We start from the raw sequence: 13,111 nt of genomic DNA, 5'->3' as shown, positions 1-13,111 counted from the left end.
AGCGGGGGAAGCTCGCACCGGAGAGGTGCGTGATGCGTGTCATGAAGCCGTTGAGCCTGGGTGTGGTGCTGATGCTCTGCGCCTGCACCGTGCCGAGCCTGGATGAGCTGCTCGGAGAGCGCTCCGTCAAGGTGGAGGCATCCTTCAACTTCAAGGCCGGCTGCATCGAGGTGCTCGCTCGCGACAAGGCGGCGCCCGACAAGTCGCTCATCACCCGCTTCGAGGTCCTGGACCGTGACGCTTCGGCACGCAAGGTCGAAGCCGAGTTCCGGCGCGCTTCCGATTGGGGGCTGACGTTGGAGGTCGTCACTACCGCGCGCGAGCAGTCGTGCTCGGGGCCCGAGGTGGCGCGCGACACGCAGACGGTGACGCTGGATGCGGAGGGCGTGAATGCGGTGAAAGTCTCCTTGAGCGCGGTGGACGTCGACGGCGACGGCTTCGTCCCCATCGCCAACGGCGGCACGGACTGCGCGGACAACGACGCCACCGTGTCCCAGCGCACCTACTACCGCGACGGGGATGGAGACGGGTACGGCGCGGGAGAGCCGGTGAAGGGCTGCGCGGAGCCCGCCCAGTACGTGGCACGGGGCGGGGACTGCGACGACTCCACCACCGAGAAGGCGCCGGGCCGAGCCGAGGTGTGCGACGGCATCGACAACGACTGCGCCAACGGCATCGACGACGGCCTGCCGCAGAGCAGCTTCTACCGAGACGCGGACCATGACGGTGTGGGCGCCGGGCCGATGGTGAGTGCCTGCAAAGCCCCGCCCGACCACGTCGCGACCAACAACGACTGCGATGACACCGACAGCGACCGCAAGCCCGGGCTGACGGAGACGTGCGACGACAAGGACAACGACTGCGACAACGTGCCGGATGATGGCCTGCCGGTGAGCACGTACTACCGGGATGCGGACGGCGATGGTTTCGGCACTGCCTCGAACTCGCAAGAAAAGTGCAGGGCGCCGAGCGGCTACGTGCCCAACAACACCGACTGCAACGACGACAAGGCCTCCGTGAATCCAAACGCGCAGGAGGTGTGCAACGAAGAGGACGACAACTGCCGCAACGGCTCGGACGAAGGCTTCAACAAGGTCTGGTACCGCGACGGGGATGGCGACGGCTACGGGCTTCAGAGTGACTCACGGACGGGCTGCATGCAGCCCGCCGGCTATGTGGGGCCCACCGCCACCTTCGACTGCAACGACAGCAAGAACGCGGTGAAGCCCGGTGCTCAGGAGCTGTGCAACGAGGAGGACGACAACTGCGACGGCAACGAGGACGAGCCCTTCACCTCGGGGCCGACCCGGAAGGGGGCCGCTTGCGGCGTCGCCTGCCCGGGTGTCTATGAATGCAACACAGCGCAGACCGGCACATCCTGCAACGCGCCGTCGCCGACGAACTACTACACAGACGCGGATGGTGACGGGGATGGCGCGACCGGCACCACCGCGCAGTCCTACTGCCCCGGCCAGAACGTCCCCGCCAACATGGCGGACCGGAATACCGACTGCGACGACACAGACAAGTACAACAAGGGCAACGGCACCGAGGTCTGCGACCAGCGCGACAACGACTGCGACACCAATGCCGACGAGAACAACGTCTGCATGGGCGCCGGCTGGAAGGAATTGACGGACCCGGCCGTCACGGGGCGCGACTGGAACACGGTGGCCATCCACAAGGACGGCGCCAGCGGCTACCCGGTGTGGATTGCCGGGGCTGGTGGCGCGCTGGCCCGCCGCACCAGCGCGAGCGGAACGTTCACCAGCTTCGATGGCACGTGTGGCACCATCAACTGGAACGCGGCCTGGGTGAGCAGCGATGGACGCGTGTTCCTCTCGGGTGACGGGGGCCGGGTGGCCCAGCACGACGGGAGCACGTGCGTCCAGCAGCACGCTTTGCCTGGCGGCGCCAACGGCACGGGCCTCATCGGCTTTGATGGGCCGACCCCGCTCCTCTACGTGGTGGATGACAGCGGCCGCCTGCACTCCTGGACCTCAGGCAGTGCGCCGACGCAGGTCGACGACAACAGCCCAGTCTACCGGGACGTCCACGGCTTCGACAGCTCACGCCTGTTCATCGCGACCCAGGAGCCGGGAGGAAACCACAAGCCCCTCATCGAGACCTATACCGGCGGGACAGACACCACCACCATGGGCGTGCTGGGGTCGAATGAATCCTCGCTCCGGAGTGTCTGGATGACGTCGCCGACGCTCGCGTACGCGGTGGGCGACAACTCCACCATCGCAAGGTGGGGAGGCTCCAACTGGGCGGCTGTAACGCCTCCAGCAGTCACCAACTACACGAGCGTCTGCGCGCCGGACCGCACGTCGGTCTACGTCACGGACTCAGTGGGCGTCATCCGTCGCTACACGGGCACTCAGTGGCTGCCGGCGCTGTACACCTCCTCGCCTGCGGGCCCGCTGCGGGACATCGTGAGCGTCACCCCGACCAACATCTGGGCCGTGGGCCCCGGAGGCCGCGTCATCCACTTCCCCGAGCTCCCCTGAGCCCGGTCATGGAGTGCGGCACCTCACGCCTCAACGCTCCACCACCGCCGTGGAGTCCCCGAGCTCTCTCGAGCCCGGGGCACACCGTGCAGCACCCTACCCTTCAGCGCTGCACCACCTCCGTGTAGTTGCCGTAGCGCGTCTGGATTTCCGACACGTACTTCACCGGCTCGGAGCCACGGCAGAAGCCATGGCGCGCCCGCCGGTAGTACTTCGGCTTCTCCAGCATGAGCATGGCCTTCTCCACGTTGCCGAACCACCGGTTCGCATCCAGGCCCTGCTCCAGCGCGATCCGGCGCGCATCCAGCACGTGGCCGAGCCCCGCGTTGTACGCGGCGAGCGCGAAGCGCAGGCGCTGCTTGAAGGGAATCTCCGGTGCAATCCGGCCGATGAGCTGGTGCATGTACTTCACGCCCGCGTGGATGCCCTGGTCCGGGTCCTCCAGCTTGACGAAGCCCAGCTCCTTGCCTGTGGCGGGCATCACCTGGAAGAGCCCCTGCGCGCCCACCCAACTGCGTGCCTTCGGGTTGAAGCGGCTCTCCTGGAACATCTGCGCCACCATCAGCCGCCAGTCCAGGCCGTAGCGCGCCGAGTACGACTGCACCAGCGGGTCATACGGAGAAATCGCCCCCGGAGTCAGCGCCGTCTCCACCGTGGCCGGCGCCTCGTCGCGGTGGCCCTCGAAGTAGCGGCGACGGGCCACGTTGTACTCGACGCCCCGGTACGTCTTCTTCACGAAGCCGTCGAGGAAGGCCTTCAGCTTCGGGCTCTCCTTCCGCACCGCGAAGGCGATGCCGTAGTGCCCATCCTTCCCCGCCGGTGTGCCCTGTCCGGGCAGCGTCAGCGCCGCCTCCACGTCGTCGCGGTACACGCGCTCCGCCGCGAGGATGTGGCTGTCCGTCACCGTGTACGGAATCTCCCCGCGCGCCACGCGGTCGATGAGCGTCTCCGTGTCCATGTCCTCCGGCTCCTCGACGAGCGTGAAGCCGTGCTGCGCCCCCAGCGCGCTCAGGTTGGCGAAGTGGCTGGACGACTTGCGCAGGTGGATGGCCTTGCCCTTCAGCGCATCCAGCGACGCGGGCTTCTCCGCCCCGGCCTTCTGCACGAGGACCTCGTCCACGTAGAGGTACGGCGCGCTGAAGGCCACCTCCTTCGCGCGCTCCTCGGTGGCGGTGAGCGCGGCGGCGATGACGTCACCACGTCCCTCTTTCAGCCACGCGAGGAGCTGCTCGTACGTGGGCGGCACCACCACCTCCAGCCGCACCTTCAGCGCCTCGGCGGCGAGCTTCGCCATCCGGTAGTCGAAGCCGGCCTGCTCACCCCGATGGAGGAAGTACGTCACCGGGCTGTTGCGCGTGAGGACGCGGAGCACCCCGCGCTTGCGGATGCCGTCCAGGTCCACCGTGACGCGCGTGTCCCGGCTCTCGGTCAGCGCGCGCTCCACGAGGAAGGCGTCCAGCGCGGCGCGCAGCGCGGGGTTCTCCAGGCGCACGGCCCACGCGAGCTGCCGTCCCTCGGCAATCGGGAACAGCCCCTCCACGTCCGGGTTGTACGTCTCCATCGCCGCGAGCAGGTGGCTGTCCACCACCGTCAGCGGGCGCTCACCGCGAGACACCTGCCACGCGAGCTCCTCGGGGTCCAACGTCTCCGGCACCGTCTCGATGACGAGCCCCGGAGCCTTCTCCTTCGCCAGCTCCTTCAGCGTGGCCGCGAACGTGGAACTGGCGCGCACGTGCACGGTGCGGCCGGCCAGCTCCTCCAGCTTGCGAGGCAGTCCCTGCGCGCCGCGCTTGCCCACCACCACTTCGTTCACCCGAGCCATGGGACGCGTGAAGGCAATCTCCTTCGCGCGCGCCGGCGTCACCGTGAGGTCGGCGGCGATGAGGTCGCCGCGTCCCTCGCGCAACATCGGGATGAGCTGGTCGAAGCTGGCGACGGGGATGAGCTCCACGGCCATGCCGTACTTCTCCGCGAAGCGCTCCAACTGGGCCCGGTCCTGCTCCTGGGGCATGCCCTGGCGCGGGAGAGACTCCTCCTCGGTGCCGTCCACGAGGACGCGCAGCGTGCCTCGCTTGCGCAGCTCCGCGAGGTCTCCGGTGAAGGGCGGCTCGGGCGGCGGCGGGGGCTCGGCCGGGGCATCCTTCGTGGCGGGCACGTCGGCGCGGGCGAGCAGCTCCTCGGGGAACGGCGGGTCGTCCGGCTCCACGGCGGCGCTCGGCTTCGCGGGCGGCGCGGGCGGCGGTTCGACAGCTTCCCGTTTGCAGGCGGTGGCGGTGACGAGGAGCGCGGCGGCGAGCAGCCAACGCGCGGACGACAGGCTCCAGCAGGACGAATGCACCACGATGAACTCCCCCTCCTCATGGCCCGTGGGTCTTCCGCCCGGAGGCGAAACGGCGCGGACCATCCTCGGCCCACATCTAGCCGATTTTCCCCTCTGGAATCATCCTCACCAGGAGTACGGGCCCGAGGGCCGGTGTACGGTGCCGGGACGAGGAGATGACGCATGAAGACCAAGGCCGCGCCCCCGGTGGCCCTGCTCCAGGGTCGAAAGACACTCCCGCTCATCGAGGTCTACTTCGAGCTGAACCACCTCAAGCAGCTCTTCCGCCAGGGCTGGCTGCGCGTGGGCATTCCCCCGGAGCGGTGCGAGAGCGTGGCGGAGCACTCGTTCTTCGTCGCGCTGCTGGGACTTTTCGTCGCGGAGAGCCTCTTCCCGCAAGCCGATGCGTCGAAGGTGGTCCGCATCGCGCTGCTGCACGACCTGGGCGAGGCGTACGCGGGTGACATCACCCCGCATGACGGCGTGGACAAGGCAACCAAGCAGGCGCTGGAGCGGCGAGCGGTGGAGACCATCTTCGGCAAGCTGCCTCGCGCCGCGGAGTACCTGGCCCTGTGGGACGAGTACGAGCACGGCACCTCCTTCGAGGGGAGGCTGGTGCGGCAGCTCGACCGGCTGGAGATGGGCCTGCAGGCGTGCGTCTACGAGCACCAGGGCATGGGCGACCTCTCGCAGTTCTACGCCTCGGTGGACAAGGCGCTGGAGTCGCCGGAGCTGCGCGCGGTGCTCTCGGAATTGGAGTCCCTGCGCCCCGAGTGAGCCCGCTTCACCCGAACCAGCGGCCCGTGGTGGGAGCGAAGACGCGGACGCGCTCGTAGAGGGACGGAGGCAGGCGCGCGCGGATGGTGGCCTGGACCTCCTCGGGGCCGTGCGCCTGGCTGAAGTGCATCAGCACCAGCGCCTCGTTGCGGAAGAGGTCGGCGCGGGCGACGATTTCGTCCAGGTGCAGGTGCCAGCGCTCCTGCGCGTCCTGCACGGTGTGGCGCGAGTCCACGAAGGTGCACTCGATGATGAGGACGCGCGACTCGAGCACGGACGGCTCCGTCTCCAGCACGCGCGAGAGCGTGTCGGTGGCGTAGGCCAGCTCGAGCCGGTCCACCTCGTCGAGGAGGTTCTCCCCCGCCTGCCGCCGCTTCGCGATTTCCTGCGGAGGGAGGCCGTGGAACTCGGGCCGCAGCTTGGTGATGCGGCGGAAGAACTGGTAGCCGAGCGACGGCACCGGATGGTGCGTGCGGAAGGCGCGCACGTACAGGCCATGCCCGAGCGCGTGCACGTCCCCCGGGCGCAGCGGGACGGTGCGCACCTCCATGGAGGTGTGGTGCAGGCGGGACAGCACCGCGAGGGACTCCTGCACGGGCGCCTCGATTTCCGCGGGCAGGAAGACCTGCGGCGGGCCCTTGCCGATGAGCCGGCGGATGCCGAGCAGCGAGCCGAGCCCGCTGGCATGGTCCGGGTGCGCATGGCTGAGGAAGATGCGGTCCGTCCCCGCGAAGGAGCGGATGGGCACGCCCACGTCCAGCACGGAGTCCAACTCCGGCACCTGGAGGGACGTGTAAACGCCGCCGACGGAGATTCCGCGGACGGTATAGGGACCCGCTGCGACCTCGGTGAGCATCCGCCGCTTATTGCGCGACAGGCTGGCAGCCGCAACCGCAGTCGTTGAAGAAGGGCTCCTTCCCCGTCTCACAGACGAAGCGGATGGCCGCGCACCGCTCCGGGTCCTTCGAGATGTAGCTCATGTTCGGGTCGCTGGACTCGCAGGCCGTTGAGTCCCGCGTGCCGCCGTCGCCCGCTTGCGCCGCTTCCTCGGGTGCGGGGGTACAGATGCCGCCGCAGTCGGCACCGCCGTTGTTCGGGTCGCAGTCGTCGCTGGGGTCGTCCACGCAGGAATATCCGTCGGGACATGCGATGCCGGCGAAGCCGCCACAGGCGGGGCCCGAGGGCGCGGTGGATTCGGTTTGCTGCGCGGAGGCGAGGCCCACAGGCACGACGAGCCAGGCGGCCACCAGGATGGCGAGCTTCTTCGCGGGGAGGGACATGCGCGGCTCCTGGGCGAGGGGGACATCTCAGGAGTGGGGCTCTCGCGCGCATGCGGCGAGAGGGCCCATGGGGAGGGTGCCTTCACGGCTGCTGCCCGGACACACGGGCCCGTGCACGCGCGGTTCGCAGGGAATCAATCGCGGGCGCGCTCGTACTGCACGGGCCACTGCGCATCCGCGCGCAGCTTGCGTGCTGAGCGCAGGGGCCAGTACGGGTCTCTGAGCAGTTCGCGCGCGAGGAAGACGAGGTCGGCCTGCCCCGTGCGGAGGATGTGCTCGGCCTGCATCGCGGAGCGGATGAGGCCCACGGCCCCCGTGGGGATGCCCGCCTCTCGGCGGATGTGCTCGGCGAAGGGCGTCTGGTAGCCGGGGCCCGCGGGAATCTTCACTCCGGGGACGACGCCGCCCGAAGAGCAGTCGATGAGGTCGACGCCATCCAGCAGGAGCAACCGCGCGAGCGCGACGGAGTCCTCGAGCGACCAGCCCTCCTCGACCCAGTCGGTGCAGGACAGGCGGACGATGACGGGAAGCTCGTCCGGCCACTTCGCGCGCACGGCGCGCACCACCTCGCGCGTGAGGCGGACGCGGTTCTCGAACGAGCCGCCGTACTCATCCTTGCGGGAGTTGGAGAGCGGCGAGAGGAACTGATGGAGCAGGTAGCCGTGGGCGGCGTGGACCTCGATGAGGCGGAAGCCGGCGGCACGTGCACGCACGGTGGCGTCGGCGAAGGCCCGGACGACGCGGGCGATTCCCTTCGCATCGAGAGCGGTGGGCTCCGGGTAGCCGGGCCCGAAGGGCGTGGCGGTCGGGCCGACGGGACGCCAGCCTCCAGCCAAGGGAGACGCGGCGCCCTCGCCTTCCCACGGGCGCAGGGTGGACCCCTTGCGTCCGGCATGGGCGAGCTGGATGCCGGCCACGGCGCCGTGCAGCTCGAGGAACCGGGTGATGCGGGCGAGCGGCTCGACGTGCGCGTCCTTCCAGAGGCCGAGGTCCTGCGGAGAAATGCGGCCGATGTCCTCGACACCGGTGGCCTCGACGATGACGAGCGACGCGCCACCGACCGCACGGCTGCCCAGGTGGACGAAGTGCCAGTCGTTCGCGAAGCCGTCGTCCGCGGAGTACTGACACATGGGTGAGACGGCGATGCGGTTGTGGAGCTGGACTTCACGCAGGGCCACGGGGCTGAAGAGGAGGCTGCTCATCTATCCTCCACGGGACGTGGACCCGGGAGACACACGTGCCGATGGGAAGCTCAAGATGGATTCAGGTGCTGCTCGTACCGTGCATGCTGTTCATCGCGGCCTGCGCAGGCACCCCGGACAGCGGTACACCTGGGCGCTACGCATTCGATTCGGCGACCTCGGGGTGCAAGCAACAACCCGCGCTCTGTGCTCGCATGGCGGGCGAGGAGACTGCGGTCCCCCTGGCGCGCACCCTGAAGACGGTAGCGTCGACGGTGAGGACCGGAGTTACCGTGCTTCGGGTGCTGGAAGAGGCGACTCGGGTCGTGGTGGAGAAAGAGCTCACCGCGTGTGCCGAGCAGGCGCGTTCGAAGGTGCTGCTGGAGTACTTCGGCGGCAGGAGCCCAACACCACGGGAGTGCAGTGAGGTCGTGGAGGAGTCGGGCACCGGCAGGCGCATCACCCGGGCCATGCAGCTCGGCTGCCTCATGCACGAGGTGGCCCTGGCGTGTACGCGGGAGGCGCTCGGAAGGCGATTCTCGGGAAGGTTCAGCCTGGAGCAGCGATACCGCTACGACAGGGAAGCCCGGACGCTGGCGCTTGTCAGCGCCGAAGAGGTCCGCTCCCTGCTGCGCCTGCGGTGTGGCGAGGAGCTGAGGGGAACCCTCGTTCCGGATATCGTCATCCACTCCGGTAACCCGCTCGAAGCCCAGGCCATCTATGATTTCAAGTTCCCCTGTGCGAACAGTAACGAGCCACCTCGCCCAAGGCAGTACCCGCAAGGACACCCCTACGGAGGAGATGTACAGGAGACCATCTACCGGGAGGCACTCGGCGCGGAGGTCTGGCGTGTTGCACCAAGGTGGGGAGTCTTTCGATGAGTGAGCGCTACCCGAGAGTCCGTGTCATGGCGGAGAACGGCTACACCCTGGCCCGGGAAGCGGTGCATTTCTGCTTCTACATGCACCGGCCATATGCCGAGGTCGCGCCGGACCTGCTACGCGCGCTGGACGTCTTCGTTGACGCGGTGGGTTCCCAGACACTGGGCCTGTACGCGGATTCCGAAGGTGAGTGGCAGGAACTCGATGAGACTGGCTGGGAGCACATCAGGTCCTGGCTACGCGGCTGCCGTGGCTTCATCACGCATTTGAGAGACACGTCGCGAGGAAACGCCTACGTCTTCGAGTCCTATGGGAAACCGGCCAACACCGCGCTGCGCAATCAACCAGATGCCACCTGCGCTGCGTATTTCAGGCTCCCCACTGAACTCATGGAGGAGCGAGGCCCGGGATGGGTCCGTGCGCTTGCATTGCAACTCGCGGAAGCACTGCCCTACTCCTCCGGCCATGCAGGGCTTTCGATTGCTGGCGACCTCGACCTCGTGGGCGTTCCACAGCGGGTGCGCCCATATGTCTTCCGCTATCCGGGCCTCGACATCCTCGAGATGCTGCACGTCTCCTGGGAAATTGGCACCAAGGTGCGTGGCCCGGCGTGGCTCACGTTCCTCGGGCAGCCCGCGTTGAATGGGCTCGGGGGCGTCGCAGCGCTGCGGGACCGACTTCGTTCTCCCGGGACCACAGTCGAACCTTTGGGGAACGACAGCGCCGTCATCACGCTCGGCGACTGGCCGGAGGCAGGTGACACCGAGCGGGGCCAAACGCTCCCCGCCTACCGTGAGCTGGCGTGCGTCCTCGAGCCATGGCTCTTCCATGAGGAGCATCCCTACGCCATGAACCTGGGCTTCACCCCCGAGGAGCTTGTCCGCTGGGAGCGCCGCTTCCTCGACTGACGCCCTACCCCTTCCGCTCGGGCAGTCCCAGGGCCGCACGGAGCTCCGCGGTGCTGCGACCCGCGTGGTGGCGGCGATGGTTCTCCGCGGTGGTGAAGCTCCGCGTCTCCATCCGGTCGATGTAGAGCGTGCCGTCCAGGTGGTCCAGCTCGTGCTGGATGATGCGCGCGTACCAGCCCTTCGCGCTCAGCGTCACCGGCTGGCCGTGCTCGTTGAGCGCCTCCACGCGCACGCCCCGATGCCTCGCCACGAGGGCCGCGAAGCCGCTCACGCTCAGGCAGCCCTCGTGGAACTCCGCGGGCGTCGGGTCCTCCACCACGAGCTTCGGGTTGATGAGCACGTGGAAGGCCACCGGTCCGCGCTCTCGCGCCGCCAGGTCCGCGGGAGACAGGCCCGCCTGGTACTCGGCCCGGTCTTCAATCACCACCAGCCGCACGCCCACGCCCACCTGCGGCGCCGCGAGCCCCACGCCCGGCGCGTCGCGCATCGTGTTGCGCATCAGCTCGATGAGGCGCTGCGTCTCCGGACTGCGAATCTCCTCCAGAGTCAAATCCCGCGCCTTCTGCCGCAGCACCGGCTCCCCTGCCTGAACGATCTTGAGCACCATGCGCGAACGGTACAGGGCCCGGGGCCCTGCCCGCTACGCTCCCGCGGCGCTTCGGCGCTCCACCCATTCCCGCGCGGGCGCGGTGTCCACTCCGAAGCGCTCCAGGCCCGGGAAGACCACGTCGCGCAGCGCCCGCACGAAGGTCTCCCGCTTGCGCGCGTGCGGCAGCACCCCGTGCTTCAGCAGCGCGGGGCTCTCCTCCTCCGGCCGTCCCGGCGCGAAGAGGTTGGGCGCCGCGCTGCCCTCCAGCATCGCCGGCACATGGCGCGCCAGGAAGCCCACCGAGCCACGCTCGTGTTCGTGCGAGAGCCAGGCCCAGCCCAGGCGGCTGTGCGCCACCTCGTCCCGGAGGATGTCGCGCAGCACCGAGCGCACGCGGGGCGGTCCGTCCGGCACCAGCAGCGTGGTGAGCACGGCGGTGCTCTCCGTCTCGGTGATGCAGCAGGCGGCGACCACCTCGTAGAGCACCTGCTCGCGCAGCGGCAGCGCGGGCGGCGCCACCTCCTCCACCGCCACGGGGGCCGGAGGCATCTCCTCCTGGCCATATTCGCGCGCAAGCCGCTCGCACATGCCCGCGTGGCGTCGCTCGTCGTCCGCGGCACGGCGGGCCAGGGCGACGAGGGGCTCGGGTGCACCGAACCGCGCGAGCCGCTCCGTCAGCCGGACGAAGCGCAGCTCCGCGTCCAACTCCACCTGGCGGCGGAACGTCCACGCCTCGGCGACGAGCCGTCGCACCACCTCCGGCAGCAGCTCCGGTTTCGTGTCGCTCACAAGCCCGGCACTCCGCCGCAAGCGGTGGCGCCTGCCGACATCGCGCCGCCCATCACCAGCATTTGGAACAGCTTCCTGAACTCCATCGCGGCCCCGAACCTTTCCGGGCGGGCAACACCCATGCACGACGAGAAGCGCCGGGCACGATACTCCAGGTGCGCGGAATCCCATCCCTCCCTGAAGTCGGCCGCGAGGCGGAGGTCCCTCCATCCCGAGGCCGAGCCACGCCCTCCGGCCCCCGGCCGAGGTCTTTCCCGCACGGCGATGGCACGCTGCGTCTCGTGGCGAAGCGTCCGACATCGCACGCATCCGTCCGAGGGAAATGGCGGGGACCTCACGCAATGTCGCGGCGCATCAGCCGTAGCCTCCGTGGAAGAAGCCCCCTCGGTATCCTCGTGGGGGGCGCAGGGCCGGCGCGAAACCCCGACCTCGACGGGGCCGAGGCGATGTCTCAGGGAGCGTGGGAGTAGCAATGCGGCGCTTTCAACGCTTCGGGTGGGCCACCCTCATCTCGCTCGCCATCCACCTGGCGCTGCTCGCGCTCCTCTGGCGTGCGGAGCCTCCGGCGCGCTCCGCCGCACGGCCATCCAGCAACACCCCGCTCGTCGTGGAGATTGTCACCCGGCCGAAGAGCGCGCCGCCCGTGGTGCCTCCGCCCGCGCAGGCAGTGCCCCCCGTGAGGCCTCCGCCGCCACCTCGCGAGAAACCCGCTCCCGAGCCTCCGCGCCAACGCGAGGCTCCGCCCGTAGACGACCGGACGGAAGCGTCACCCTCCCCGCCCGATGGCGTGACGCCGGTCCCTGCATCACCACCCGCCGCGGAGTCGCCACCATCGCGGGCATCGGACACAGCACCGGGGCAGCCAATGACAGACACGCCCCCGGTGTCCTCCGGGCCTGACTCCTCCACGCCTCCACGCCCGGACGCGCCGAGTCGCCCGCGTGTGTCCGACGGCTCCATGTACCCCCTGCCGCCGTCGCTCATCCCCGGAGGTCCGCCCGTCACCGGTCCGAAGATGCAGAGCGGCCGAACTCTCCGCCCGGGAGACCCGAGCCTTTCTCCCGAGACCCTCGCCGCCCAGGAGCGCGGCCGTGTCGGTGGCCGCGTGCGGGGCTTCATCGAGGACAATCAAGCGGCGCTCCGCGTGGACAACGGGCTCATCGACCCGTACTTCAGCCGGCTCCGCGCGGCCCTCGAGAAGTCGCTGGAAGACGCACCCGTCTTCGCCGGCACCAGCCTGCTGGAGCAATCCACGACCTCATGGGCCTCGCAGGCCGGCAGGTTCGGCGCGACAGGCAATCCCGGCACGGGCCCGGCCCCCATGGCGCCCACCGTGTCCGAGCAGCTCAAGATTCTGCAGGAGCGCGGAGACGAGGCGATGGAGTACCTGCGCGAACGCGTCCAGGCCGGCGAGGAGATGCAGAAGCTCGCGGGCGGTGGGGGGAAGAAGCTCGTCGTGACACTCGAGCTGCACCAGGGACCCGATGGTGCGCTGCTCGACGCGAAGCTCGTGTCGACGAGCGGCAACAAGGCCTATGACGCGTATGTCTTGAACGGCGTGCCACCCGCGCTGGCGAAGCTCGCGCCTCCTCCCGACGACGCCCGGGGCGTGCGGCCTGACGGCATCCACACGCTCTGGTCGGTGGAAGGGCGCGTCATATACCTGCGCAAGCTCAAGGACCTGAAGACGCAGGACTCCCTCTACATGGCCGCCGCGCTCGCCGCCGGAGTGCTCGCCGGCCGCTTCGAGGAGACGACGGGCGAAATCGAGGTCATCGACTTCCGCAACCCGCGCTTCGTGTGCAGTGCCCACCTGCTGCGCGTCTACTGACGGCGCCGGCCCCGTATTGGTCCAGAGGCGCGGCGGAGGTAG

Annotated in this window: 11 protein-coding genes; 5 read left to right on the top strand and 6 right to left on the bottom strand. The window is 69.3% G+C overall.

Annotated elements, in window-relative coordinates:
* Positions 1-32: 32 nt before the first annotated feature.
* The gene (locus tag ACVTJA_RS22885; RefSeq protein ID WP_465839154.1) at positions 33-2,513 is read left to right on the top strand and encodes a MopE-related protein; all 2,481 of its coding nucleotides are present in this window, start codon (positions 33-35) and stop codon (positions 2,511-2,513) included.
* A gap of 103 nt (positions 2,514-2,616) precedes the next feature.
* Here ACVTJA_RS22885 and ACVTJA_RS22880 read toward each other — a convergent pair whose 3' ends face one another.
* The gene (locus ACVTJA_RS22880; protein WP_465839152.1) at positions 2,617-4,854 is read right to left on the bottom strand and encodes an MltF family protein; all 2,238 of its coding nucleotides are present in this window, start codon (positions 4,852-4,854) and stop codon (positions 2,617-2,619) included.
* A 162-nt stretch (positions 4,855-5,016) separates the two neighbouring features.
* Here ACVTJA_RS22880 and ACVTJA_RS22875 point away from each other — a divergent pair, with 162 nt between their 5' ends.
* Positions 5,017-5,610, top strand: a complete 594-nt coding sequence (locus ACVTJA_RS22875) for an HD domain-containing protein (RefSeq protein WP_465839151.1) — start codon at positions 5,017-5,019, stop codon at positions 5,608-5,610.
* A gap of 7 nt (positions 5,611-5,617) precedes the next feature.
* On the opposite strand, the gene ACVTJA_RS22870 is transcribed toward ACVTJA_RS22875, so the two are convergent.
* The 3 genes from ACVTJA_RS22870 to ACVTJA_RS22860 all read right to left on the bottom strand — a co-directional run bounded on the left by ACVTJA_RS22870 (position 5,618) and on the right by ACVTJA_RS22860 (position 8,092).
* The gene (locus ACVTJA_RS22870) at positions 5,618-6,466 is read right to left on the bottom strand and encodes an MBL fold metallo-hydrolase (RefSeq protein ID WP_465839149.1); all 849 of its coding nucleotides are present in this window, start codon (positions 6,464-6,466) and stop codon (positions 5,618-5,620) included.
* A 7-nt stretch (positions 6,467-6,473) separates the two neighbouring features.
* Complete coding sequence (locus ACVTJA_RS22865) at positions 6,474-6,890, bottom strand: hypothetical protein (RefSeq protein WP_465839147.1); 417 nt, start codon at positions 6,888-6,890, stop codon at positions 6,474-6,476.
* Positions 6,891-7,024: 134 nt separating this feature from the next.
* Entirely contained in the window at positions 7,025-8,092 is a 1,068-nt protein-coding gene (locus tag ACVTJA_RS22860; protein WP_465839145.1) for an NADH:flavin oxidoreductase/NADH oxidase, read from the bottom strand.
* A 194-nt stretch (positions 8,093-8,286) separates the two neighbouring features.
* Between ACVTJA_RS22860 and ACVTJA_RS22855 the strand changes: the two genes are divergently transcribed.
* On the top strand, positions 8,287-8,952 hold the full coding sequence (locus ACVTJA_RS22855; RefSeq protein WP_465839143.1) for a hypothetical protein: 666 nt from the start codon (positions 8,287-8,289) through the stop codon (positions 8,950-8,952).
* Between the two features lie 26 nt (positions 8,953-8,978).
* Positions 8,979-9,860 (top strand): type VI immunity family protein, encoded by an 882-nt coding sequence (locus ACVTJA_RS22850; RefSeq protein WP_465839141.1) that lies wholly within the window; start codon positions 8,979-8,981, stop codon positions 9,858-9,860.
* Positions 9,861-9,864: 4 nt separating this feature from the next.
* On the opposite strand, the gene def is transcribed toward ACVTJA_RS22850, so the two are convergent.
* The gene (gene def, locus ACVTJA_RS22845) at positions 9,865-10,467 is read right to left on the bottom strand and encodes a peptide deformylase (RefSeq protein WP_465839139.1); all 603 of its coding nucleotides are present in this window, start codon (positions 10,465-10,467) and stop codon (positions 9,865-9,867) included.
* 33 nt (positions 10,468-10,500) lie between these two features.
* Positions 10,501-11,238, bottom strand: coding sequence for a ferritin-like domain-containing protein (locus ACVTJA_RS22840; RefSeq protein WP_465839137.1), 738 nt, complete (start codon positions 11,236-11,238; stop codon positions 10,501-10,503).
* Between the two features lie 943 nt (positions 11,239-12,181).
* On the opposite strand from ACVTJA_RS22840, the gene ACVTJA_RS22835 reads away from it, so the two are divergent.
* A complete protein-coding gene (locus tag ACVTJA_RS22835; RefSeq protein ID WP_465839135.1) occupies positions 12,182-13,069 on the top strand; it encodes a TonB C-terminal domain-containing protein in 888 nt (295 codons plus the stop codon).
* Positions 13,070-13,111: the final 42 nt, after the last annotated feature.

It is taken from the genome of Pyxidicoccus sp. M6 (assembly GCF_055568925.1).
This window is presented reverse-complemented; position numbering and strand designations above follow the sequence as displayed.

What these genes read in the sequence shown, in the direction of transcription:
- ACVTJA_RS22885 (WP_465839154.1), top strand. Translation starts at nt 33, where the DNA reads ATGCGTGTCATGAAGCCGTTGAGCCTGGGTGTGGTGCTGATGCTCTGC.
- ACVTJA_RS22875 (WP_465839151.1), top strand. Translation starts at nt 5,017, where the DNA reads ATGAAGACCAAGGCCGCGCCCCCGGTGGCCCTGCTCCAGGGTCGAAAG.
- ACVTJA_RS22870 (WP_465839149.1), bottom strand. Translation starts at nt 6,466, where the DNA reads ATGCTCACCGAGGTCGCAGCGGGTCCCTATACCGTCCGCGGAATCTCC.
- ACVTJA_RS22865 (WP_465839147.1), bottom strand. Translation starts at nt 6,890, where the DNA reads ATGTCCCTCCCCGCGAAGAAGCTCGCCATCCTGGTGGCCGCCTGGCTC.
- ACVTJA_RS22860 (WP_465839145.1), bottom strand. Translation starts at nt 8,092, where the DNA reads ATGAGCAGCCTCCTCTTCAGCCCCGTGGCCCTGCGTGAAGTCCAGCTC.
- ACVTJA_RS22855 (WP_465839143.1), top strand. Translation starts at nt 8,287, where the DNA reads ATGGCGGGCGAGGAGACTGCGGTCCCCCTGGCGCGCACCCTGAAGACG.
- ACVTJA_RS22850 (WP_465839141.1), top strand. Translation starts at nt 8,979, where the DNA reads ATGGCGGAGAACGGCTACACCCTGGCCCGGGAAGCGGTGCATTTCTGC.
- def (WP_465839139.1), bottom strand. Translation starts at nt 10,467, where the DNA reads ATGGTGCTCAAGATCGTTCAGGCAGGGGAGCCGGTGCTGCGGCAGAAG.